Here is a 23,737-nt window from a genome sequence, read left to right as displayed (position 1 = left end):
TGTATTGGATAAAACGACCATGGCTGATCTTATCAACACTCCGGCATACGCATAAAGTCCACTAAACGACGTCCCGCAGTGGCGGAACGCAGCAGAACACAATGGAAGGAGACAGAGATGACAAAAATGCGAGCAGTCGACGCAGCCGTTCTCGTGCTGGAAAAAGAAGGGATCGAAATGGCGTTCGGCGTTCCGGGCGCGGCAATCAACCCGTTCTACTCCGCCCTGCAACGCGCCGGCAGCATCGGCCACGTGCTGGCGCGCCATGTGGAAGGCGCGTCGCACATGGCCGAAGGATATACGCGGGCAGCGCCGGGCAATATCGGCGTGTGCATCGGTACATCGGGACCGGCGGGAACGGACATGATCACCGGGTTGTATTCCGCCCAGGCCGACTCCATCCCGATTCTCGCGATCACGGGTCAGGCGCCGCGTGCGCGTCTCTATAAAGAAGACTTCCAGGCCGTCGATATCGAATCGATCGCGAAGCCGGTGACCAAGTGGGCAGTGACCGTGCGTGAACCGGCGCTCGTACCGCGCGTGTTCCAGCAGGCATTCCACCTGATGCGCTCGGGCCGTCCGGGTCCGGTGCTGGTCGATCTGCCGATCGACGTGCAGCTCGCGGAAATCGAATTCGATATCGATACGTACGAACCCCTGCCCGTCTATAAGCCCAAAGCGACGCGCGGTCAGATCGAAAAGGCGTTGACGATGCTGACGGCGTCCGACCGGCCATTGATCGTGTCCGGCGGGGGCGTGCTGAACGCAGCGGCCGAGGATCTCCTCGTCGAATTCGCCGAACTCATGAACGTACCGGTTATCCCCACGCTGATGAGCTGGGGCGCCATTCCCGATGACCATCCGCTGATGGCCGGCATGTGCGGTCTGCAAACCGCGCATCGATACGGCAATGCCACCATGCTCGCGTCCGACTTCGTGCTGGGTATCGGCAATCGCTGGGCTAATCGGCATACGGGCAGCGTCGAGGTTTATACGAAGGGCCGTACGTTTGTGCACGTGGATATTGAACCGACGCAAATCGGCCGCGTGTTTGGACCGGACCTCGGCATTGTCTCGGATGCAAAGTTCGCGCTCGAATTGTTCGTCGAGGTAGCGCGCGAGTGGAAGGCCGCAGGCAAGCTGAAGGATCGCGGCACGTGGGTTGGCGAGTGCCAGGAACGCAAGCGCACGATGCATCGCAAGACGCACTTCGACAACGTGCCGATGAAACCGCAACGCGTCTACGAAGAGATGAACAAGGTCTTCGGCCGCGATACCTGCTACGTCTCGACCATCGGTCTTTCACAGATCGCCGGCGCGCAGTTCCTGCATGTGTACAAGGCGCGCAACTGGATCAATTGCGGTCAGGCCGGCCCGCTCGGCTGGACCATTCCGGCTGCGCTCGGCGTGCGCGCTGCGGACCCGCAACGGCCAATCGTGGCGCTGTCCGGCGACTACGACTTCCAGTTCATGATCGAAGAGCTTGCTGTCGGCGCGCAATTCCAGTTGCCGTACATCCATGTGGTGGTGAACAACTCGTACCTCGGCCTGATCCGTCAGGCACAACGCGGCTTCGACATGGATTATTGCGTCCAGCTCGCCTTCGAGAACATCAACGCACCCGATCTGAACGGTTATGGCGTCGATCACGTCGCGGTGGCCGAAGGACTCGGCTGCAAGGCAGTGCGCGTCTTCAATCCGGAAGACCTCGCCCCCGCCCTTCGCAAGGCGCAGGGAATGCTCGCGGAATTCGGCGTGCCGATCATCGTCGAAGTGATCCTCGAGCGTGTGACCAATATCGCGATGGGCGCGGAGATCGATGCAGTCAATGAATTCGAGCCGCTCGCCGAAACCGAGCAAGACGCGCCGACGGCCATCGCGCACCACGCCTGAGAGAGAACTGAACCATGCCGAAATTCGCAGCAAACCTGACGATGCTGTTCAACGAAGTGCCGTTCCTCGACCGCTTTGCGGCGGCGTCCGATGCGGGCTTCGAAGCGGTGGAGTTCCTGTTCCCGTATCCGTACCCGGCAACGGACCTTCGTCAGCGTCTTGACGCCAACAATCTCCAGCTTGTGCTGCATAACCTGCCGGCAGGAAATTGGGAGGGCGGCGAGCGCGGCATCGCGTGCCTGCCCGATCGGAAAGAGGAATTTCGTGAGGGCGTGACGCGGGCTATCGAATACGCGAAAGCGCTGAACGTGCCGCAGTTGAATTGTCTCGTCGGCATTCCGCCTGCTTCGGTGAGCCTCGCGGAAGCACGGGCGACTATTGTAGAAAACCTGAAATTTGCGGCCGATGCGTTGAAGAAAGAAGGCATCCGTTTGCTGGTTGAACCGTGCAATTACTTCGATATCCCCGGCTTCGCGCTGAACCGGTCGCAGGAAGGACTGGATGTAATTCGCGACGTCGGCTCGGACAATCTGTTCCTGCAATACGACATTTATCACATGCAGCGCATGGAAGGCGAACTGGCTGCCACGATCAAGCGCAACCTGCCGTCGATCGCGCATATTCAACTGGCCGATAACCCCGGCCGCAACGAACCGGGCACGGGCGAGATCAACTATCCGTTCCTGTTCTCGCTGCTGGACTCACTCGGCTACGACGGCTGGATCGGTTGCGAGTACAAACCGCACGGCACGACTGAAGCCGGCCTTGGCTGGCTGCAGGAAACCGCTGGCTGGAAGACTGCGCGAGCAGTGGCATAACTGGAGGAGACGAACGTAATGGCAACAATTGGTTTTATCGGCCTTGGAATCATGGGCGCGCACATGGCGCGCAATCTGAAGAAAGCTGGCCACGCGCTGGTGCTGAACGGGGCGTATCCCGTGCCTGACGACCTGCGCTCGCTGGGCAAACTGGTTGCCAGCTCGACCGAAGTCGCTCGGGCAAGCGAAATCATCGTCTTGATGGTGCCGGACACGCCCGATGTCGCGAACGTCCTCTTCGCTGAAGACGGCGTGGCGAAGGGACTCGAGAAAGGCCAGCTTGTCATCGACATGAGCTCCATCTCGCCGCTCGAAACGCAAGCGTTCGCGAAGAAAATCAACGCGCTCGGCTGCGATTACCTCGATGCGCCTGTGTCAGGTGGCGAAGTGGGTGCCCGCGAAGCGACGCTGACGATCATGGTCGGCGGCCCCGAAGCAGCGTTCGAACGCGCAAAACCGCTCTTCGAAGTGATGGGCAAGAACGTGACGCTCATCGGCGATAACGGCGCGGGACAGACGTGCAAGGTCGCGAACCAGATCATCGTAGCATTGAACATTGAAGCGGTGGCCGAGGCGCTGCTGTTCGCTTCGAAATCCGGCGCGGATCCCGAGCGCGTGCGGCGTGCGTTGATGGGTGGGTTCGCCGCATCGCGGATTCTGGAAGTTCATGGCGAGCGCATGACGAAGCGCACGTTCAATCCGGGCTTCAGGATCGAATTGCATCAGAAAGATCTGAACCTCGCGCTGGAGAGTGCGAAGAAGCTGGGTCTGGCGTTGCCGCATACGGCGAGCGCGCAGCAATTGTTCAGCGTGTGTGTGGCGAACGGTGGGCGCGAATGGGATCACTCGGGAATGGTGAAAGCGCTGGAACTGATGTCGAATCATCAGGTTACCGAATGAACTGCCTGAAAACCGGTTGATGCATACGCATAGCCGGTTGCATAAAGTGCAATAAAAGCTGGGTCCGTCGAGCGGCGCCCGGTGATGACGTGGAAGCCTTGGTCGGTCAGACGTCATTGCCGGGTGTCCGCCTGCCGGATCTTTTTTTGTTTTACCGCCTGACTGTGGGCCTGACTGCGAGCCCGACCCAAGTTCCATCCACACAGTATTACAACTCCATCGGCGAAATCCGAGAGCTATCGGTTAGTTCTCGCGACTAACCGGCTCGGCTCTATCGAGCCGATTCACCCGGTTATTACAGGAGTTGCAGCATGGGCATGTTCAGTTTCATCAGGGAAGCAGGCGAGAAATTGTTTGGCGCCGTATCGACGACAGCAAAGGCAGCGCCCGCTGGCACTACACCGCCGCCCAATATCGCAGCGTTGAACAAAACAGCCGGCGACGCCATCGCTACCTACGTTCGTTCGCAAGGCTTGAACGCCGACAACCTCCAAATCAGCTTCGACGGTGCGTCGCACACGGTCACGGTCAGCGGCCAGGCAGCCGATCAGGCGACCAAGGAAAAGATCCTCGTGGCAGCAGGTAATGTGCAACACGTGGACAAGGTCGACGATCGACTAACCGTGCTGAACCCCACGCCCGTTTCGCAATTCCATACCATGGTTTCCGGCGACAACCTCTGGAAGATCGCCGACAAGTACTACGGCAACGGTGCGAAGAACGACATGATCTTCGAGGCCAACAAGCCGATGCTCAAGAGCCCGGACAAGATTTATCCGGGACAGGTCCTGCGGATTCCCGCCGTGGCTTGAAGACCGGTTGAATGGTTGAACTGTTGAATAAAAACGCGACTCGAGGGTCGCGTTTTTGTTGCGTGGGATTTCGAAGGGTTTGATATGCCCTGGTCGAACGACAACCCTCGCGTGGCTCCTTGCAAATGATCCAGGCTGGCTCTTTTGGGCTTGGCGAAGGCACTCTATGATCTCCTTCACCATTTCGCACCATCCCAACACACGCCAATACAAGGACGACCATGACATCAACAACCTCTCTTCAGATCAGATCGGTGGCCGTTGCTGATTTTGATGCGTGGTTGACGCTATGGCGCGGCTATCAGGCCTTCTACAAGACCGACATCCCCATGGATACCACGCGGCGCACGTGGGGGCGAATGCTCGATCCGGCAGAACCGGTGTTCGGCGCGGTAGCGGTCATGGACGGGCGTGTAGTCGGAATGGTGCACTGGATCATGCATCGGTCGTGCTGGACCACCGGCGACTATTGTTATCTGCAGGATCTGTTCGTGGAGAGCGATACTCGCGGCGCGGGAATCGGACGCAAGCTCATCGAGCACGTCTATGCCAAGGCCGAAGAAGCGCAATGCTCGCGGGTCTGGTGGCTGACCCACGAGACCAATACCGATGCGATGCAATTGTATGACCGCATCGCGGACCGGTCGGGGTTCGTGCAGTATCGGAAGATGCTGGGGTGAGCGGTAGCCAAGGCCCAGCGTTTCTCTTCCGTCAGTACGTATCGAACACGTGTTGCAGGTCCGCCGGTGTGGTGCCCGCCGCCAGCGCCAGCATCAGCAGCACGCGCGCCTTGTACGGATTCAAAGCGCCCGCCGTAATCGAGCCAAGTGCATCGTCCGGCGCGGCGCCGTTGCGCATCACGTGCCCGGCGCCCACCCGTGACGACCGCACGACCGCCACGCCTTGCTTGACGGCATCGGCGAGGGCTTGCTGCAGCGCCGAATAAATCGAGCCGTTGCCCGTCCCTGCGATCACCAGGCCTTTGACACCGGCAGCCACGAACGCATCGATAGCCGCTCGCGACGCCCCCGCGTAACTCGTCACGATCTCGACCGCCGGCGGCTCGGCGCTTATCTGGAACGGGCTCCGCAACGTATGCGGCCTCACCACCGAGCGCTGGAATTCCACCTGTCCGTCCTGCACCCAGCCGAGCGCACCGCCTTCGGGTGACCTGAAGGCATCGACGGCATAGGTGCTCGTCTTGGTTACGTCGCGAGCGCAATGGATCTGGTTGTTGAACGCGACCAGCACGCCCTGCTTCCACGATGCCCGGCTCGCCGCGACCGTCGCCGCATTTAAAAGATTCAGCGGGCCGTCGGCGGATAAAGCCGTTGCCGGGCGCATGGCGGCCGTCAGTACGACCGGCTTCTCGCTTTTAACGGTCAGATGCAGCAGGTACGCCGTTTCCTCGAGCGTATCCGTGCCGTGCGTGATGACGATTCCATCGATATCGTCCTGCGCCAGCAGCGCGTTCACGCGCGCGCACAACGTGGCCCACAGCGCCGGCGTCATGTCCTTGCTGTCGATGCTCGCGACCTGCTCCGACTGAATCCGCGCGACTTGCGACAGCAACGGCACGGCGCCGAGCAATTTATCGACGCCGACTACGCCCGCTTTGTAGCCCGAGGTTTTCGCGGCATCGCCGGCCTCGCCCGCGATGGTTCCGCCGGTGGCCAGCACGGCGATCCGCGGCAATGAAGTGTGTGAAGAGTTCATGGCCGCAATTGTAGCGGAGCGGCGGCTGGCCGGTCTCTAAGCGGCTTCCCGCAATTGCGCCGCGATCTGCGCTTCGTCGAGTTGCGGTGCGAACATCTCGATCAACCGGTACGCGTACGCCCTGAGGAAAGCGCCCTTGCGCAAGCCCACGCGCGTGGTGCTGGCTTCGAACAGATGCTGCGTATCGAGCGCGACGAGTTCGGTATCGCGCTTCTCGTCGAAGGCCATCGCCGCCACGATGCCGATACCCATGCCCAGCTCAACGTACGTCTTGATCACGTCGGCGTCGATAGCGGTCAGCACCACGTCCGGCAGCGCGCCCACTTTCGCGAACGCCTGGTCGACGTGCGAACGGCCGGTGAAATCGTGATCGTAGGTGACGATCGGATATTCGGCGATTTCATCGAGCGTGAGGTTTTCACGGCCAACGAGCGGATGCCCCTTCGGCACAACCACCGTGTGATGCCACGAATAGCAAGGGAACGTGACGATATCCGGATAACGGTCGAGCGCTTCCGTCGAGATGCCGATATCCGCCTCGCCATTGATGATCATCTGCGCGATCTGTTGCGGACTGCCCTGGCGCAGTGCGAGATGGACTTTCGGGAACACCTCGGTGAATTGGCGAATCACTTTGGGCAACGCATAACGCGCCTGCGTGTGAGTCGTCGCCACGACCAGATGGCCGTTGTCCTGATCGGCGAACTGGCGGGCAACGCGACGCAGATTCTCGGCGTCGAGCAGCATGCGCTCGATCACCTGATGCACTTCCTTGCCCGGCTCGGTCAGGCCTGTCAGGCGCTTGCCGCGTCGAATGAAAATGTCGACGCCGAGTTCGTCCTCGAGATCCTTGATCTGCTTCGATACACCCGACTGCGACGTATAAAGCACGTTCGCGACCTCGGTCAGATTCATGTTCTGCCGGACGGCTTCACGCACGAAACGCAATTGCTGGAAGTTCATGTCAGCCTCTCTTCTTGAGTATTCTTAATGCGCCGGAAACACGCGCAGGACGCGCGGTACGGCAGTCACGCCATCGCCGATATTCAGGTTCAATCCACGCCAGGTTTCGCGATCCAGTTCTGCTTCGAGCACATTACCTTCAGCGCCCTCCAGATCCACGCGCACCGAACCGCCCAGCGTCACGACGCGCCGGACATCGACCACGATGCCATCGCGATGACCGCTAGCCGTCGGGAACAGCGTGAGGTCGTGCGGCCGGACGTAGGCCACGGCCGGGCCCGCGAAATTCGCTTCAGTGGCGATCGGTTGTGCTGCGCCTTGCGCCACAAAACCGTTTGCATCCACGCTGCCTTTGAGCCGGTTTGCCGCGCCCAGGAACTCGTACACAAACGACGTCTGCGGATGATCGTAGACATCTTGCGGGCTGCCGACCTGCTCCACATGTCCACGATTGAGCACCACGATCCGGTCCGCGACTTCAAGCGCTTCTTCCTGATCATGGGTCACGAAAATAGTGGAGATATGCAAATCGTCGTGCAGGCGACGCAACCAGCTACGCAGTTCCTTGCGGACCTTGGCATCGAGTGCACCGAACGGTTCGTCGAGCAGCAGCACTTTCGGTTCGACGGCGAGCGCCCGGGCCAATGCGATCCGCTGCCGCTGTCCACCCGAGAGTTCCGACGGAAACCGTTGCGCCAGCCAGTCGAGCTGCACCAGCTTCAGCAATTCATGCACTTTTTCGCGGATCACCGCTTCAGACGGCCGCTCCTTGCGCGGTTTCACGCGCAAGCCGAACGCCACGTTCTCGAACACCGTCATGTGACGGAACAGCGCGTAGTGCTGGAACACGAAACCGACCTGCCTTTCGCGAGCGCCCACGGCCGCCACGTCCTCGCCGTTCAGCACGACCGAACCGGCGTCCGCGTATTCCAGCCCCGCGATCACGCGCAGCAGCGTGGTCTTGCCACAGCCCGACGGTCCGAGCAACGCGACGAGTTCACCCGCCGGAAAATCGAGCGAGACGTTGTCCAGCGCGACGAAATCGCCAAAACGCTTCTGCAAATTGCGAACGATGATGCTCATGGTGATCTTCGCCTTCTAGTTCTGGATTGACACTGACGCAGCGGGCACATCGGCGGGCCGGGCTTGCGCGGCTTCTATCGATTGCGCCATGCGGTTTTCGGCGAGCAGCTTGAGGCCCAGCGTGACGAGCGCGAGCAGCGCCAGCAGTGAGGCCACGGCGAACGCGGCCGAGAAGTTGTATTCGTTGTAGAGAATTTCGACGTGCAGCGGCATGGTGTCGGTCTGTCCGCGAATATGGCCCGATACCACCGATACCGCGCCAAACTCGCCCATAGCGCGCGCGTTGCAGAGAATCACGCCGTAAAGCAAACCCCACTTCACGTTCGGCAGCGTCACGCGGCGAAAGATCTGCCAGCCGGACGCGCCGAGCACGTGCGCCGCTTCTTCCTCGTCGTTGCCTTGCGCCTGCATCAGCGGAATCAATTCGCGGGCAACGAACGGGAACGTGACGAAGATCGTCGCGAGCACGATGCCGGGCACGGCGAAGATGATCTGTACGTCGTGGTCGATGAGCCACGGTCCGAACCAGCCTTGGGCGCCAAACATCAGCACGTAGATCAGGCCCGAGACGACCGGCGAGACCGAGAACGGCAAGTCGATCAGTGTGGTCAGAAAGGCCTTGCCGCGAAATTCAAACTTGGCGATACACCACGACGCCGTCAGCCCGAACACCACGTTCAGCGGCACCGCGATGGCTGCGGTGATCAGCGTGAGCTTGATGGCGGACCACGCGTCGGGATCCTTGAGCGAATCGAAGTAATACGCCACGCCCTTCGCGAAAGCCTGTGCAAACACGGCAGCCAGCGGCACCACGAGAAATAGCGCGAGAAAAATCAGTGCGATGGCGGTCAGAATCCAGCGCACGGCGCGCGACTCGGTGACCGGATCGAGCTTATGTTCGATCGGGCGCGAAGCCGCGACACCCACTGCTTTAGGGTTAACCGTGCTCATGCTTTCGCCCCATCGATATGCAGCGCACCGGCCGAAGCGGGCGCGGGCCCTGCCCCGCTGCGGCTGGTGCGCCGCTGCAGGAACCATTGCAGCGTATTGATCAGCAGCAGCATCAGGAACGACACGCACAGCATCACCACGGCGATTGCGGTCGCCCCGGCGTAGTCATATTGCTCAAGCTTCGTGATGATCAGCAGCGAGGTGATTTCCGACTTCATCGGCACATTGCCCGCGATGAAAATCACCGACCCGTATTCGCCCAGCGCACGCGCGAACGCGAGCGCAAAACCCGTCAAAAGCGCGGGAAACAACGACGGCAACACGACGCGGCGAAACGTCAGCCAGCGCGTGGCGCCAAGGCACGCGGCCGCTTCTTCCTGCTCGCGCTCGAAATCTTCCAGCACGGGCTGCACGGTGCGCACGACAAACGGCAAGCCGATGAACGTCAGCGCCACGAGCACGCCCAACGGAGTGAACGCCACCTTGAGCCCGAGCGGTGCGAGAAACTGGCCGATCCAGCCGTTCGGCGCATACACCGCCGCGAGCGCGATGCCGGCAACGGAAGTCGGTAAAGCAAATGGCAGATCGACGACCGCATCCACCACGCGCTTGAACGGGAACGTGTAGCGCACCAGCACCCACGCCACCAGGAAGCCGAACACCGCATTGATCAGCGCGCCGCCGAGCGCAGCAGTAAACGTCAGCCGATACGACGCCAGCACGCGCGGCGCCGTGACCGCGCGCACGAACGTCGCCCAGTCGAGCGTGGCTGTCTTGGCGAACGTCGCGGCGAGCGGGATCAGCACCACGAGGCTCAAATACGCCACCGTGATGCCGAGCGTCAGGCCGAAGCCCGGCAGTGCGCTGGGCTTGCGGAAAGTGAAAGTCGTCATGCGTGAATCATCCAGTTCCGTGGCGCCGCGGGGACGGCGCTTCGGGGTCAAACTTCGGGTTGGTTTCTGGCCGTCTGACGCGGCCGTAGTGTAATTTCAAGCTTCTTTACGACTACAGCACCGCGAGCGCTTCGGCGCCGGCGATGCTGTCTTTCATGCCACCGTGCTTACTGCGGCTGATAGATCGAATCGAACACACCGCCATCGGCGAAATGCGTCTTTTGCGCCTTGGTCCAGCCACCGAATGAATCGTCGATGGTGTAGAGCTTGATCTTCGGGAACTGCTTCGTCAGCGCGGCGGGCACTGCCGTCGAACGCGGCCGATAGAAGTTGCGCGCCGCGATTTCCTGACCTTCCTCGCTGTACAAATACTTGAGATACGCCTCGGCCAGCTTGCGGGTGCCATGGCGATCGACCACCCTGTCGACGACTGCAACCGGCGGCTCAGCCAGGATGCTCACCGACGGCACCACGATCTCGAATTTGTCCGATCCGAATTCCTTCAGCGACAAAAACGCCTCGTTTTCCCAAGCGATCAGCACGTCGCCCTGACCACGCTGCACGAAACTCGTCGTAGCGCCCCGCGCGCCGGAATCCAGCACGCCGGCATTCTTATAGAGCCTGGTCACGAAATCCTTGGCGGTCGTCGCATTGCCGCCGGGCAGATGTTCCGCATACGCCCATGCTGCGAGGTAATTCCAGCGCGCCCCGCCCGATGTCTTCGGATTCGGCGTCACGATGGACACGCCCGGCTTGAGCAGGTCCGGCCAGTCCTTGATCTGCTTCGGGTTACCTTTTCGCACCAAGAACACGATCGTCGATGTGTACGGCGACGCGTTGTCCGACAAGCGCTTCTGCCAGTCCTGGGCTACCAGCCCCTTGGCTGCCAGCGCATCGATGTCGTAGGCCAGCGCCAAGGTCACCACATCGGCCTGCAAACCATCCAGGACCGAGCGTGCCTGACCGCCCGAGCCGCCGTGCGACTGTTTGAACGTGACGGTTTCGCCAGTTTCAGCCTTCCATTTCTTGCCGAACGCCTGATTGAATTCTTGATACAACTCGCGCGTCGGGTCGTATGACACGTTGAGGAACGCTGTGTCGGCGTGTGCCTGCGTGATTAAACCCACGCCCGATGCCGCCCCGATCACGGCCATCGCGAATAGCTTTCTTGCGCGTGCGCCCCACCCCGAATTCCGACTCCGCATTCCCCGTTCTCCGTCTTATGTGTTTGAGGAACCGAGTCTATCGACGGGCTTTCATTATTAAAAATAATTGTTATTCATTCTTTTAGATGAAAAAGTGCTAATGACCGCTGGAAGCGGCGTTGCGGCCATCAAACAGGCGTTGGAGCACCATGTTTTCCCCTTCTGTGTGGTTCCGACGACGTCGAACTTAAAGTAAAGCTTGAAAAGCGCCGAATACTGTATAAAACTACAGGCATCTGTTCATCCATACAGTGGACGACCTGCCATATAAGGGGCAAAAGCACGTGACCAAAATGAGCAAACTGACTGCGCGGCAGCAAGAGGTTTTCGAACTGATCCAGCGCGCTATCGAACGCACGGGGTTTCCGCCCACGCGCGCCGAGATCGCGGCGGAACTCGGTTTCAGCTCCGCCAATTCGGCCGAAGAGCATCTTCGGGCGCTGGCGCGTAAAGGGGTGATCGAACTGGCCGCGGGTTCATCGCGTGGCATTCGCTTGTTGAGCCAGGGCGGCCCTGATGATGGACCCCATCAGTTCACTTTGCCGCATGCGAGCATCATGCAATTGTCCTTGCCGCTGGTCGGGCGCGTGGCAGCTGGCAGCCCGATCCTCGCGCAGGAACATATCTCGCAGCATTACACCTGCGATCCGGCACTGTTCTCCAGCAAACCAGACTATCTATTGAAGGTGCGTGGTCTTTCCATGCGCGACGCGGGCATCCTCGACGGCGATTTGCTCGCCGTGCAGAAGAAAAACGAGGCGAAGGACGGGCAGATCGTCGTGGCGCGGCTGGGCGACGACGTCACGGTGAAACGCTGGAAACGTCGTCCGGATGGCGTTGAACTGATCGCTGAGAATCCTGACTACGAGAATATTTTCGTCGCATCAGGCAGCGACGACTTTGCGCTGGAAGGCATCGCAGTTGGGTTGATTCGTTCCGGCGAGCTTTGATTTCCGCAAGGTTTTCGGTTGCTGATTCTGTTTTGATTTCTGTTTTTTGATTCTTCCGATATGCAGTGCGGTGGCGGGCGTTCCCGCTTCCAGCCGCGCTGCAGTTGAATTCCGGTCTTATAAAGCGTGACGGACATCGCAGCCGCGATGAACTGGCGCGCGTCCTATTGTCAACGGAGAAACATCATGGAACGATTCGCCCGCCTGTTTTCTGCCTCGTTTTTAACGGCATCTTTCGCACCGGCTGCACGCTCGCCCCTGTCGTTTCGGCAATTTCGTGAATTCGGCCGGTTGCGGCATCTGCGTGCGCTGATCTCTTGCAAGACGCAAAAGCCGGCCGATACCCGCGATCTCTTCGACGAAGTTCCGGTCCTGCCCTCTCGGCAGCCGGCGTTCGCCCGGGTATCGCTGAGCGCGTCGGTGCATACGCAGGCCGAGCAACGTGCGCCGGTGCGGGTTTATCGCGGGGAGTCGCGGGTCATCATGGTCGGCAATATCAACGCCGTATCGCGCATGATCGACCGGTGTATCGACGAAGAACATGCGGGCGTTGAAGACGGGCTACTCGCCTGATTTTCAGTATCGATGAGTTTTGTTTTGCAGGGATAATTTCGGCGCCATTGCGGTCCATCTGGAGAGTTGAGCTGTCTCTACTCTCGCATTCGAGCCGCATCCATCTCATCAGCCACGAGGCGCCCTAGCGTATGTCCCGCACCAGCAAGTCCGTTGTATTCACGCTGATCATCGTGGTTGTCGTAGCGGCACTCGGTTTGATCTATGCGTCGCCGTATATCGCGCTCGACCGGTTGAAGCGCGCCGCCGACGCCCGTGACGCGCAAACCGTGAATCAGTACGTCGACTTTCCGTCGCTGCGTGAAAGTCTGAAAGACCAGGTTGGGCAGTTGCTCACGCGGAAAATCGATATACAGAAGAGCGGCAATCCGCTCGCGATGATCGGCGCCATGATTGGTGCGGCGTTGATCGGCCCGCTCGTGGATTCGTACGCGACGCCCGACGGCGTGGCGGCGCTCCTCAACGGCATACCGCCGCGAGGCGATCCGGGCGAGAAACCGCCGGTTCCGTCCAAGGCGAACAGCGCTGCTGGCGGGGCTCCGGAAGCTGCGCCAGCGACGCAACCCGCGCCTGCTGCTGCACCATCCGCACCGAAGCCCCCGCCGCAAACCACGGCGGGGTATCGGAGTTTCGATACTTTCGCGGTGAACTACCAGCATGGCGCCGGCGACGCCCGCTATTCAGCGATTCTCCGGCGCTACGGGCTGTTCTCGTGGAAGCTCGTCGCGGTGGAGTTGAACGGCTGAGCGAGTAATCAACTTGGGCTCGCGGCAACAGGACTATCCACCCCGTTGCAATCCATTGGCGAATCCGGCTAAGCAACGCGCCGCGCCCGGACGCATCAGACATTCGCCTCGGCTTTCGCGGGCATCGCCGCGTGCGCTGCATCTTCCTGCTCGGCCGATGTGCCCGTCGGCGACACCGCTACCAAAATGCTGCATGACACGCGATCCATCAGCGGCGTGTTACCCGCGCCCATCCACCAGCGTGCGAGACCCGTGCGGCACCGATGCCCCACCACTACCAGATCGACCTGCAAGCTCTGGGCGAGCCCGGCAATTTCATCGATAGGATGGCCGAACGCAAAGTGACCCTCCGCCTTTACGCCCCGCTCGGTCAGCCATTCCACGCCTTCACGCAGAATGTCCCGGGCGGCGTCCTCGAAACGGCCACATGCCATATCGGTGAGAAGGCCTGCGCTTTGGGCAATGCTGGAGCGCATATCGACAACAGCCAGCACGTGCGTTTCGGCTTTCAGGTCGAGCGCCAGATTCGCGCCGTCGCGCAACGCCTTGCGCCCTTCACGGGAACCGTCGTAACACAACAGGATTTTTCGGTAGCTCGCCATGGTGGTTCTCCGCGCTGCACAAGGGCAGCAAAGGGCATCGAAAAAACGGTCGTCAAAGTCTTGCAGATTCTGCCCCGTGGGCCGGGCGGGCGACAAAACCCGGGCCGCGTTGCCTTCATCATGGTGCGTCGCTGAAACGGTGACAACGATGGAAAACGCTAATGCGGACCCAACGTTGGCGAAACGCCAAGCGGACACCGTGCCAGGAGCGTGAATCCCTTGATGGACGGGCTTTCCAGCCACCAGACCCGGCACAACTAACGCGCCGTGAGACCACAAAATCACCGGCATGCGCACCCGCAGTGCAGGTCGCGCGACGGGACGCGCCTCGTTGGTGCAATCGATTAAACTAGTTAGCTTGTTTTCAGACCCAACTTCCGACCCAACGCCCGAGTGTTTGCGCATGTCAGATGCAGCAGTGTTACTCAGCCACGCGACCCGCATGACAGGCGCGCCGGCAAACCCGGCGATCGAATTTATCGACGTCGAAAAACATTACGGTGGCAAGACGGTCGTCAACGGCCTGTCGTTCCACGTCCAGCCCGGCGAGTGTTTCGGCCTGCTTGGCCCCAATGGCGCGGGCAAGACGACCACGCTCAAGATGCTGCTCGGCCTCACCGCGCCGGATGCGGGCACGATCCGTCTGGTCGATGAACCGATTCCTTCTCGCGCCCGTTATGCCCGGCGCCGCGTGGGTGTCGTGCCGCAGTTCGACAACCTCGATCCCGACTTCACCGTGCGCGAAAACCTGCTCGTGTTCGGCCGTTATTTCGGCATGAGCGGCAGCGAGATAGAAGCCGTGGTGCCGTCGCTGCTGGAATTCGCGCGGCTGGAAAGCAAGGCGAATGCGCGGGTCGGCGAGTTATCCGGCGGGATGAAACGGCGGCTGACGCTCGCGCGCGCACTCGTGAACGATCCCGACGTGCTGATCATGGACGAACCGACCACCGGGCTCGATCCGCAAGCGCGGCATCTGATCTGGGAGCGGCTACGCTCGTTGCTCGCGCGCGGCAAGACGATCCTGCTTACCACGCACTTCATGGAGGAAGCCGAACGGCTTTGCGACCGGCTGTGCGTGATCGAGGAAGGCCGCAAGGTGGCCGAGGGAAAACCGGACGACCTGATCCAGCGGGTGATCGGCTGCGACGTGATCGAGATCTACGGTCCCGATCCGCAAGCCCTTCGCGAGGAGCTGTTGCCGTTCGTCGGCCGGATGGAGATCAGCGGCGAGACGCTGTTTTGTTATGTCGATGACCCCGCGCCCGTGCATCAGCGGGTAAAGGGGCGGTCAGGCGTGCGTTATCTGCATCGGCCGGCGAATCTTGAAGATGTGTTTTTGCGCCTGACCGGGCGCGAGATGGTGGACTGATCCATGTCGAGCGAACCGAATGTGAACACCGTGGAATCGCCACCGCGCGCTCCGCGCTCTGTGCAAAAGCCGGAGCACGAGCCGTTCGTGGCCGCGATGCCCGCGAACGCGACGAACTGGATGTCGGTCTGGCGGCGCAATTATCTCGTCTGGAAAAAGCTCGCGATCGCCTCGATGTTCGGCAATCTCGCCGATCCGATGATCTACCTGTTCGGCCTGGGTCTCGGGCTCGGCCTGATGGTCGGCCGCGTGGACGGTGTTTCGTACATCGCGTTTCTCGCGGCGGGTACGGTAGCGTCGAGCGTGATGATGTCGGCGAGTTTCGAGGCCATGTACTCCGGCTTCTCGCGCATGCATGTGCAACGCACGTGGGAGGCGATCATGCATACGCCGCTCACCCTGGGCGACATCGTGCTCGCGGAAATTGTTTGGGCCGCGAGCAAGTCGGTGCTGTCGGGCGTGGCGATCATGCTGGTGGCCGGCGTTCTCGGCTATGCAAGTTTTCCATCGATGCTTTATGCATTGCCCGTGATCGTCCTGACCGGTCTGGCGTTTTCCAGCACGGCGATGATCGTGACCGCGGTGGCGCCCAGCTACGACTTCTTCATGTTCTATCAGACGCTCGCGCTCACGCCCATGCTGCTGCTCTCGGGCGTGTTTTTCCCGCTTACGCAGTTACCTGCAATAGCGCAGCACGTCTCGCTGCTGTTGCCGTTGTCGCACGCGGTCGAACTGATCCGGCCCGCGATGCTCGACCGGCCGGCAGAGCACCTGGTGCTGCATGTGGCGGTGCTGGCGGCGTATGCCATCGTGCCGTTCTTTATCTGCGCGATGCTGTTTCGTCGACGGATGATGCGTTAAGCGGATGGCTGAGGCTCGATGCCACCTAAAGCGCTTAATAAAAAGCCGTTCCAACTTACGTTGGAACGGCTTTTGTTTGCTGTACTCCGTTCACTTCAGCCCAGGCGTGAATTCCTTATGTCCGCCGAACCCGAATCGCATCGCCGATAACATCCGGTCTGCGAACGAATTATCTTCACGCGACCGGAACCGCGAATAAAGCGCCGCCGATAAAACCTGCACCGGCACCGCTTCCTCAATCGCCGCCTCGATCGTCCAGCGCCCTTCGCCGCTATCGGCCACTTCGGAGGAATACTTGTCGAGCGTGCTGTTACCGGCCAGCGCACCCGCTGTCAGATCCAGCAGCCACGACGACACCACACTGCCGCGCCGCCAAACCTCCGCAATATCTGCGATATCCAGATCGTAGCGCTGCGCCTCAGGCAACTCCGTCGACGACTTGTGCTTCAGGATGTCGAACCCTTCCGCATACGCCTGCATCAAGCCGTACTCGATGCCGTTATGCACCATCTTCACAAAGTGCCCCGATCCCACTGGCCCCACGTACATGTAGCCGTTTTCCACACGCGGATCGCGGCCTTCGCGATTCGGCGTGGCGGGGATATCGCCGCGTCCGGGAGCCAGCACGGACAAAATCGGATCGTGCCGCTGCACCACGTCCTTCTCCCCGCCGATCATCATGCAATAACCGCGTTCGAGTCCCCAGACGCCGCCCGACGTGCCTACATCGACGAAATGGATACCCTTCTCTTTCAGCTTCGCCGCGTGGACGATGTCGTCCTTGTAAAAACTGTTGCCGCCATCGATAACCGTGTCGCCCGCTTCCAGGATCTCATAGAGATCGTTCAGCGTGTCTTCGGTGATCTTGCCCGCCGGCAGCATCAGCCAGACCGAGCGCGGTGCAGCCAGCTTTTGCACCAGATCGCCCAGATCGCTTGCGCCGGTCGCGCCATCGGCCACGACCGCCTGCGTCGCTTCGGGCGCATGGTCGTACACCACGCACGTCTGCCCGCCGCGCATCAACCGGCGTGCAATGTTCGCCCCCATACGGCCTAGTCCCACGATTCCGATCTGCATGATGGCTACTCCTTATGACTGGTTTTGACGCGTTCGATCTGCTTTTTAGCTTCGTCGTAGACGTGTTCCGGCGTGAAGCCGAATTTCTTCTTCAAGTCGGAGAGCGGCGCCGACGCCCCGAACGTATGCATCACGACTTGCGAACCGAGACGGCCCACATAACGATCCCAGCCGAGCGTGCCGGCCTGCTCCACGCACACGCGCGCATCCACGTCCGGCGGAAACACGGAATCCTTGTAGGCTTCATCCTGCCTTTCGAACAGATCCCATGACGGCATGGAGACGACCCGCGCCGCGATCCCCTCGCTCTTGAGCTTTTCGTAGGTATCGACGCAAACCGACACTTCGCTGCCCGTCGCCATCAGGATGACTTGTGGCTTCTTGCCGTTTTCGGCGTCGGCGAGAACATATGCGCCCTTGTGAACGCCCTTCGCCGATGCATATTTCGAGCGGTCGAAAGTCGGCAGCGGCTGGCGCGAGACGATGATGCAAGCCGGCCGTTGCGGCTCGGACAGTGCAGCACGCCACGATTCAGCGACTTCGTTTGCATCGCCCGGACGGTAGCTGCTGAGTCCCGGCACGCCACGCAACGAAGCTAACTGTTCGATCGGCTGATGTGTCGGACCGTCTTCGCCCACGCCGATGGAATCGTGCGTGAACACGTAGATCACCGGCACTTCCATGATCGCGGAGAGCCGGATAGGCGGCTTCATGTAGTCGCTGAAAATCAGGAACGTGGAGCCGTAGGGGCGCAGGTTCGACAACGCGATGCCGTTGCAGATTGCGCCCATGACATGCTCGCGAATACCGAAGTGCAAGTTGCGGCCGGCGTAGTTGTCGTGCTCGAAACTGCCCGCGCCTTCGAACTTCATATCGGTTTTAGTCGATGGCGACAAATCCGCCGAGCCGCCGATCATCCACGGGAAGCGCTTCGCGATGGCGTTAAGCACCTTCCCCGACGATTCCCGCGACGCCATGCCCTTTGCATCGGCGTCGAAGGTCGGGATGTCCGCGTCCCAGCCGTCCGGCAACTCATGCGCCTCGATCTGCGCAAACTCCTTCGCCAATTCGGGATACTTCTTCGCGTAGACGTCAAAACTCTTTTGCCAAGCTTCGCGCGCCGCTTTGCCACGCGCGCCGATGCCTTCATTGAAGTGCTCATACACGCCGTCCGGCACCAGGAAACTGGAATCCTCCGGCCAGCCGTAGAACTTCTTCGCGAGCTTGATTTCATCGACGCCCAGCGGTTCGCCATGCGCCGCCGAGGTGTCCTGTTTATGCGGCGCACCCCAGCCGATAATGCTTTTCACCACGATCAGCGTGGGTTTGTCGGTCGTTGCCTTCGCCTTGTTCAGCGCGGCTTCGAGCGCGGCGCCGTCGTTGGCGTCGTCCACGTGCATCGTGTTCCAGTTGTAGCCCTTGAAACGCGTTTCCACGTCGTCGCTATACGCCAGGTCCGTGTGCCCTTCGATCGTCACGCGATTGCTGTCGTAGATCCAGATCAGGTTCGACAACTTCAGATGCCCCGCCGTCGACGCCGCTTCGTGCGAGATGCCTTCCATCATGTCGCCGTCGCCGCACAGCGCATACACGCGATAGTCGAAAATCTGCGCATCCGGCTGATTGAAATGCGACTCGTACCAGCGCGCGGCCATCGCCATGCCGACGCTATTTCCAAGCCCTTGCCCAAGCGGACCCGTCGTGGTTTCGACGCCCGTTGTCATCCGGTATTCCGGGTGGCCCGGCGTCTTGCTGTCGAGCTGCCGGAAATGCTTGATGTCGTCCAGCGACACGGCCGGGCCATCGGTCGGCTGACCAGCATGATCGACCGCCTTCACCCCGGTCAGATGCAGCAGCGAATACAGCAGCATCGACGCATGACCGACCGACAGCACGAAGCGGTCGCGATTCGGCCACAGCGGCTCGGTCGGGTCGTAACGCAGGTGGTTTTGCCACAGATGGAAGCCGACCGGTGCGAGTGCCATCGGGGTACCCGGGTGACCGGAATTGGCTTTTTGCACCGCGTCCATGGACAGCGTGCGAATGGTGTTGATGGCTAGGGTGTCGAGATCGGAAGAGGACTTCGAGGGGGATTGCGGCATGAGCGACGACTCCTTTTGCGTAGAGCGCGCTGAGGCACGAGAGGCGCCACAGCGGGCAACCGGACCTTCGAGCAAGTGTAGTGCCATGAAAACAGGCGCGTCACCAAAGAACAATGAAGCGAACAACGAAGCGCGCGCCGCCAAAGGAGCGGCGCGGCTTATGACAGACGATTACGACATCGGACGCGACAACAACTTTACGCTTGAAACTATGCAAAAACGAACGCAATGGGTAAAAAATCGTGCTGCCTTTCGATCACCGGGTGTCGACCACCATAACGGGTGCGTATGACATTTTCCGGTGGTTTTATCAGGGCGCTGGATTCGGCTGCGCTTCCTGAAGCGCATCGATTTCAGCCAGGATCTCGTCCGACAATTTCACGTCCACGCTGCCGATGTTCTCATGCAATTGCGCGAGCGACGTTGCGCCAATCAGCGTGCTGGTCGTGAACGGCCGGCTGTTCACAAACGCGAGTGCGAGTTGCGACGGGCTCAGGCCGTGACGCTTGGCGAGTTCAACGTAGCCGCTGATGGCCTTGATCGCATGCGGCTTGCTATAGCGTGCAAATCGTTCGAACAGCGTGATACGCGCGCCGTCGGGACGCGCACCGCCTTCGTACTTGCCGGACAGCCAGCCGAACGCCAACGGCGAATACGCCAGCAAGCCGATGCCTTCCTTGTGCGTGAATTCCGAGAGCCCGGTTTCGAACGTCCGATTCACCAGGCTGTACGGATTCTGAATGCTCACGATCCGCGGCAGGCCGAGTTTATCGGCGGCATTCAGGAATTGTGCGACACCCCAGGGCGTCTCATTCGATACCCCGACGTAGCGGATCTTGCCCGCCTTCACGAGATCGCCGAGCACGCTCAGCGTCTCTTCGATAGGCACCGTGTATTCGTCCTCGACCCACGGATAGTTCGCGCGACCGAACGTCATTGTGCTGCGGTCCGGCCAGTGCAGCTGATACAAATCGACGTAATCCGTCTGCAGCCGTGCAAGGCTGGTATCGATGGCTTCGGTCAGGTTCTTCCGGTCGAACTGATTGCCCGCGCCACGAATATGCCGCGGATTGTGCGGCTGGCGCGCGGGTCCCGCGATCTTGGTCGCGAGCACGATTTTCTCGCGCGCGCTCCGGTGCGCTGCCAGCCACGTGCCGATGTACTCCTCCGTGCGCCCTTGCGTCTCGGGGCGCGGCGGCACCGGGTACATCTCGGCGGCGTCGATCAGGTTGACGCCGGCGTCGAGCGCGGCATCGATCTGCGCGTGCGCCTCGGCTTCCGTGTTCTGCTCGCCCCAGGTCATCGTGCCCAGTCCGATCAGGCTGACATTGATATCCGTTCCACCGAGTTTCCGGTACTCCATCGCGTGCTTCCCCATGTTCGTGTTCAGGTTTTAAAGGCGCTAGCCGAATGCCGAAGCTACCATAGCCCCGGCCATGCTGCATCGAAGCTCATCGCAACGGCGCTGTCCGGTCCACAAGCGATGAAGCTTCCGTTCTGCCTGTCATCGCCTTACATATCACCATCATTCAAGATCCAAGCAGGAGAACGCCTTCGATGCAGGCCCCCGACCTCACCCACACCACGTCCGGCGCGACGAACCCACGCGGTTCCTCCGTCATTGTGATGCTGGTCGCGGCGACCTTCTTCATGGAGAACCTCGACGGCACGATCATCGCCACGGCGCTGCCGCAGATGGCGCGCTCGTTTTCCCTGCATCCCGTCGATCTGAGCCTTGGTATTACGTCGTACCTGCTGACGCTTGCCGTGTTCATCCCGATCAGCGGCTGGGCCGCCGATCGCTTCGGCCTGCGCACCGTGTTCGCCAGCGCGATCGCCGTGTTCACGATTGCGTCCGTGCTGTGCGGCATGACGTCGACGCTGCCCACGTTCACGGCGGCGCGCGTGCTGCAGGGTATCGGCGGCGCGATGATGGTGCCTGTCGGGCGGCTCGCGGTATTGCGCGCTACACCCAAGGAAGGCTTGATGCGCGCAATTTCGATCATCACCTGGCCGGGCCTTGTCGCGCCCGTGATCGGGCCGCCGCTCGGCGGGTTTATCACCACGTATTCGTCGTGGCGCTGGATCTTTTATCTGAATCTGCCGCTTGGGGTCATCGGTCTTGTGCTGGCGCTGCGTTACCTCGACAACACCCGCGAGCATGCCGGCCGCCGCTTCGATTTTCCGGGTTTCGTGCTGTGCGGTCTCGCCTGCACCACCCTGCTCTACGCGATGGAACTCATCGGCCGTAACGACACGCCGTGGGTGCTCGCGAGCGGTCTGATTGCGACGGGCTTGATCGCAGGCGCAGGGGCGTGGCTGCATGTGCGGCGCTCGACCCAGCCGGTGGTCGATCTCACCGCGTTGCGAATCAAGACCTTCGCTGTGGCGATGGGCGGCGGTTCGCTGTTTCGCATCTCCATCAGCGCGGTGCCGTTTTTGCTGCCGCTGATGTTCCAGGTCGGTTTCGGGCTGAACGCGTTCGAATCCGGGCTGCTGACGTTGTCCGTATTCGCCGGCAATTTATCGATGAAACTCGTCACCACGCCCGTCATGCGGCGCTTCGGCTTTCGTCCGGTGCTGATCGTGAACGGAATTCTGGCGGCGGTGTCACTGGCGGTGATGAGTTTGATATCGCCGACAACGCCGACCTGGATCGTCGTCGCCGTGTTGTTCGCGAGCGGACTGTCGCGCTCACTGCAATTCACCGCGCTGAACACGCTCAGTTTCGCCGACGTCCCGAAGGCCCAGATGAGCGGCGCGTCCGCGTTGTCAAGCACGCTGTTTCAGTTGACGATGGGCGTAGGCGTCGCGTTAGGCGCGATTGCGTTGAGGCTCGCTGAATGGATGCATGGCCGCGATATGCAGACAGTCGTGCCGGCGGATTTCAACGTTGCGTTTCTGATTGTGGCGGCGCTCGGGTTGCTGGGCGTGGCGGATTTGTTCAGCCTGCAGCGCGATGCGGGGGCTGAGGTGAGTGGACATCGGCGAAAGGGGTGAGGGAAGAATTGGCTGACTGCGGATTTCAGCGGTAGCCCCGCCCCGCGAGCGGCCAGTCAGTGCTCTTCCGAGCGTTACGGTAAAATTACAAACTCGGCGCCGGAAAGGCGTCCAACGCTCAAAATTAGCAGTTCCCATGTCAACAGCTTTAAAACCCAGCCCGCGCCGCGTAAGCGTCGCCCCGATGATGGACTGGACTGACAGGCATTGTCGGTCATTTCATCGCATCTTGACGCGGCATACGTGGCTCTACACCGAGATGGTCACGACCGGCGCCTTGCTCCACGGCGACGTCGCGCGCCATCTCGCGTTCACGTCAGGCGAAGCTCCCGTCGCGTTGCAGCTTGGCGGCAGCGAACCGGCCGATCTCGCTCACAGCGCGAAGCTGGGTGAACAGTGGGGTTACGACGAAATCAACCTGAATTGCGGCTGCCCGTCCGAGCGCGTGCAGCGCGGCGCTTTTGGCGCGTGCCTGATGAACGAACCGCAACTGGTCGCGGATTGCGTGAAAGCCATGCGCGATGCGGTATCCATTCCTGTCACGGTCAAACATCGGATCGGCGTGGATGCGGTCGAGGACTACGCGTACGTGCGAGACTTTGTGGGCACGATCGCCGATGCCGGATGCGAGGTGTTCATCGTCCACGCGCGCAACGCGATCCTGAAGGGTTTGAGCCCGAAGGAGAATCGTGAGATTCCACCGCTGAAGTATGAATATGCGTATCAGTTGAAGCGCGATTTTCCGCATCTGGAGATATCAATCAATGGCGGCATCAAGACGCTCGATGAGGCGGAAGAGCATTTGAAACACGTCGATGGCGTGATGCTCGGTCGAGAGGCTTATCACAATCCCTATGTGCTCGCGGCCGTCGATTCGCGTTTTTACGGCGCGCAGACACCCGTGCTCGCGCGCGAGGAAGTGGAGGCCCGGTTGATCGACTATGCGCGTCAGGAAGTGGCGCAAGGGACGTTCCTTGGCGGCATCACGCGCCATTCGCTGGGCTTGTATCGAGGTGTAGCGGGTGCGCGTGGCTGGCGTCGAGTGCTCTCGGATAGCCGCAGGCTCGCGACCGGCGATCTGGCCATTTTCGATGAAGCACGCACGCATCTGCGCGAAGCCATCGAATTGATCGAATAAGGGACTAGGCAAACCGAATCTTTGTTCGTATAATCTCGTTTCTCGATTCGGCAAGCCAGTTCCTGGTGACCCAGAGAGGCAGTAA

Annotated in this window: 23 protein-coding genes; 13 read left to right on the top strand and 10 right to left on the bottom strand. The window is 60.8% G+C overall.

Annotation, left to right across the window (positions count from 1 at the left end):
- Positions 1-117 precede the first annotated feature (117 nt).
- From gcl to M0D69_RS24605, 5 genes are all read left to right on the top strand, one after another.
- Positions 118-1,893 carry a glyoxylate carboligase gene (gene gcl, locus M0D69_RS24625; protein ID WP_301784476.1) on the top strand — a complete coding sequence of 592 codons (1,776 nt, stop codon included), beginning with the start codon at positions 118-120 and terminating at the stop codon, positions 1,891-1,893.
- A gap of 14 nt (positions 1,894-1,907) precedes the next feature.
- The gene (hyi, locus tag M0D69_RS24620) at positions 1,908-2,711 is read left to right on the top strand and encodes a hydroxypyruvate isomerase (protein ID WP_301784475.1); all 804 of its coding nucleotides are present in this window, start codon (positions 1,908-1,910) and stop codon (positions 2,709-2,711) included.
- An 18-nt stretch (positions 2,712-2,729) separates the two neighbouring features.
- Positions 2,730-3,611 (top strand): 2-hydroxy-3-oxopropionate reductase, encoded by an 882-nt coding sequence (glxR, locus tag M0D69_RS24615; protein WP_301784474.1) that lies wholly within the window; start codon positions 2,730-2,732, stop codon positions 3,609-3,611.
- Between the two features lie 311 nt (positions 3,612-3,922).
- Positions 3,923-4,423, top strand: coding sequence for a peptidoglycan-binding protein LysM (gene lysM / locus M0D69_RS24610; protein ID WP_301784473.1), 501 nt, complete (start codon positions 3,923-3,925; stop codon positions 4,421-4,423).
- Positions 4,424-4,644: 221 nt separating this feature from the next.
- Positions 4,645-5,103: a GNAT family N-acetyltransferase gene (locus M0D69_RS24605; RefSeq protein WP_301784472.1), complete on the top strand. Its 459-nt coding sequence runs from the start codon at positions 4,645-4,647 to the stop codon at positions 5,101-5,103.
- 31 nt (positions 5,104-5,134) lie between these two features.
- Here the strand turns inward: M0D69_RS24605 and M0D69_RS24600 are convergent, their stop codons facing one another.
- The 6 genes from M0D69_RS24600 to M0D69_RS24575 form a co-directional block, all read right to left on the bottom strand.
- Positions 5,135-6,139: an asparaginase gene (locus M0D69_RS24600; RefSeq protein WP_301784471.1), complete on the bottom strand. Its 1,005-nt coding sequence runs from the start codon at positions 6,137-6,139 to the stop codon at positions 5,135-5,137.
- Between the two features lie 36 nt (positions 6,140-6,175).
- Positions 6,176-7,102, bottom strand: coding sequence for a CysB family HTH-type transcriptional regulator (locus M0D69_RS24595; protein ID WP_122171588.1), 927 nt, complete (start codon positions 7,100-7,102; stop codon positions 6,176-6,178).
- 24 nt (positions 7,103-7,126) lie between these two features.
- Entirely contained in the window at positions 7,127-8,185 is a 1,059-nt protein-coding gene (locus tag M0D69_RS24590) for a sulfate/molybdate ABC transporter ATP-binding protein (protein WP_301784470.1), read from the bottom strand.
- 15 nt (positions 8,186-8,200) lie between these two features.
- Positions 8,201-9,136: a sulfate ABC transporter permease subunit CysW gene (gene cysW, locus M0D69_RS24585; protein WP_301784469.1), complete on the bottom strand. Its 936-nt coding sequence runs from the start codon at positions 9,134-9,136 to the stop codon at positions 8,201-8,203.
- Entirely contained in the window at positions 9,133-10,029 is an 897-nt protein-coding gene (cysT, locus tag M0D69_RS24580; RefSeq protein ID WP_277041765.1) for a sulfate ABC transporter permease subunit CysT, read from the bottom strand. The genes cysW and cysT overlap by 4 nt, the downstream gene beginning before the upstream one ends.
- Positions 10,030-10,196: 167 nt before the next feature.
- Positions 10,197-11,234: a sulfate ABC transporter substrate-binding protein gene (locus tag M0D69_RS24575; RefSeq protein WP_301784468.1), complete on the bottom strand. Its 1,038-nt coding sequence runs from the start codon at positions 11,232-11,234 to the stop codon at positions 10,197-10,199.
- A gap of 293 nt (positions 11,235-11,527) precedes the next feature.
- Between M0D69_RS24575 and lexA the strand changes: the two genes are divergently transcribed.
- From lexA to M0D69_RS24560, 3 genes are all read left to right on the top strand, one after another.
- The gene (gene lexA, locus M0D69_RS24570; protein ID WP_301784467.1) at positions 11,528-12,184 is read left to right on the top strand and encodes a transcriptional repressor LexA; all 657 of its coding nucleotides are present in this window, start codon (positions 11,528-11,530) and stop codon (positions 12,182-12,184) included.
- 186 nt (positions 12,185-12,370) lie between these two features.
- The gene (locus M0D69_RS24565; RefSeq protein ID WP_301784466.1) at positions 12,371-12,757 is read left to right on the top strand and encodes a hypothetical protein; all 387 of its coding nucleotides are present in this window, start codon (positions 12,371-12,373) and stop codon (positions 12,755-12,757) included.
- Positions 12,758-12,888: 131 nt separating this feature from the next.
- Positions 12,889-13,503, top strand: coding sequence for a DUF2939 domain-containing protein (locus M0D69_RS24560; protein WP_301784465.1), 615 nt, complete (start codon positions 12,889-12,891; stop codon positions 13,501-13,503).
- 95 nt (positions 13,504-13,598) lie between these two features.
- Here M0D69_RS24560 and M0D69_RS24555 read toward each other — a convergent pair whose 3' ends face one another.
- Positions 13,599-14,105, bottom strand: a complete 507-nt coding sequence (locus M0D69_RS24555) for a universal stress protein (RefSeq protein WP_047896843.1) — start codon at positions 14,103-14,105, stop codon at positions 13,599-13,601.
- Positions 14,106-14,547: 442 nt separating this feature from the next.
- Between M0D69_RS24555 and nodI the strand changes: the two genes are divergently transcribed.
- Together nodI and M0D69_RS24545 are read left to right on the top strand one after the other, a co-directional pair.
- Positions 14,548-15,474 carry a nodulation factor ABC transporter ATP-binding protein NodI gene (gene nodI / locus M0D69_RS24550; RefSeq protein WP_301784510.1) on the top strand — a complete coding sequence of 309 codons (927 nt, stop codon included), beginning with the start codon at positions 14,548-14,550 and terminating at the stop codon, positions 15,472-15,474.
- 60 nt (positions 15,475-15,534) lie between these two features.
- Entirely contained in the window at positions 15,535-16,335 is an 801-nt protein-coding gene (locus tag M0D69_RS24545) for an ABC transporter permease (RefSeq protein ID WP_367619757.1), read from the top strand.
- A 90-nt stretch (positions 16,336-16,425) separates the two neighbouring features.
- Here the strand turns inward: M0D69_RS24545 and gnd are convergent, their stop codons facing one another.
- Together gnd and tkt are read right to left on the bottom strand one after the other, a co-directional pair.
- Positions 16,426-17,412 carry a phosphogluconate dehydrogenase (NAD(+)-dependent, decarboxylating) gene (gene gnd / locus M0D69_RS24540; RefSeq protein WP_301784464.1) on the bottom strand — a complete coding sequence of 329 codons (987 nt, stop codon included), beginning with the start codon at positions 17,410-17,412 and terminating at the stop codon, positions 16,426-16,428.
- 5 nt (positions 17,413-17,417) lie between these two features.
- Positions 17,418-19,514: a transketolase gene (gene tkt / locus M0D69_RS24535; protein WP_301784463.1), complete on the bottom strand. Its 2,097-nt coding sequence runs from the start codon at positions 19,512-19,514 to the stop codon at positions 17,418-17,420.
- Between the two features lie 85 nt (positions 19,515-19,599).
- Here tkt and M0D69_RS24530 point away from each other — a divergent pair, with 85 nt between their 5' ends.
- Complete coding sequence (locus M0D69_RS24530) at positions 19,600-19,806, top strand: hypothetical protein (protein ID WP_301784462.1); 207 nt, start codon at positions 19,600-19,602, stop codon at positions 19,804-19,806.
- Positions 19,807-19,824: 18 nt separating this feature from the next.
- Here the strand turns inward: M0D69_RS24530 and M0D69_RS24525 are convergent, their stop codons facing one another.
- Entirely contained in the window at positions 19,825-20,877 is a 1,053-nt protein-coding gene (locus tag M0D69_RS24525; protein WP_301784508.1) for an NADP(H)-dependent aldo-keto reductase, read from the bottom strand.
- Positions 20,878-21,071: 194 nt separating this feature from the next.
- On the opposite strand from M0D69_RS24525, the gene M0D69_RS24520 reads away from it, so the two are divergent.
- Positions 21,072-22,514 (top strand): MFS transporter, encoded by a 1,443-nt coding sequence (locus M0D69_RS24520; RefSeq protein ID WP_301784461.1) that lies wholly within the window; start codon positions 21,072-21,074, stop codon positions 22,512-22,514.
- 136 nt (positions 22,515-22,650) lie between these two features.
- On the top strand, positions 22,651-23,652 hold the full coding sequence (dusA, locus tag M0D69_RS24515; RefSeq protein ID WP_367619756.1) for a tRNA dihydrouridine(20/20a) synthase DusA: 1,002 nt from the start codon (positions 22,651-22,653) through the stop codon (positions 23,650-23,652).
- Positions 23,653-23,737: the final 85 nt, after the last annotated feature.

The sequence above is a fragment of the Caballeronia sp. SEWSISQ10-4 2 genome, from assembly GCF_030464885.1.
Lineage (GTDB): Bacteria > Pseudomonadota > Gammaproteobacteria > Burkholderiales > Burkholderiaceae > Caballeronia.
The sequence above is the reverse complement of the archived record's forward strand: the minus strand, read 5'-3'. Positions and strand labels throughout refer to the sequence as shown.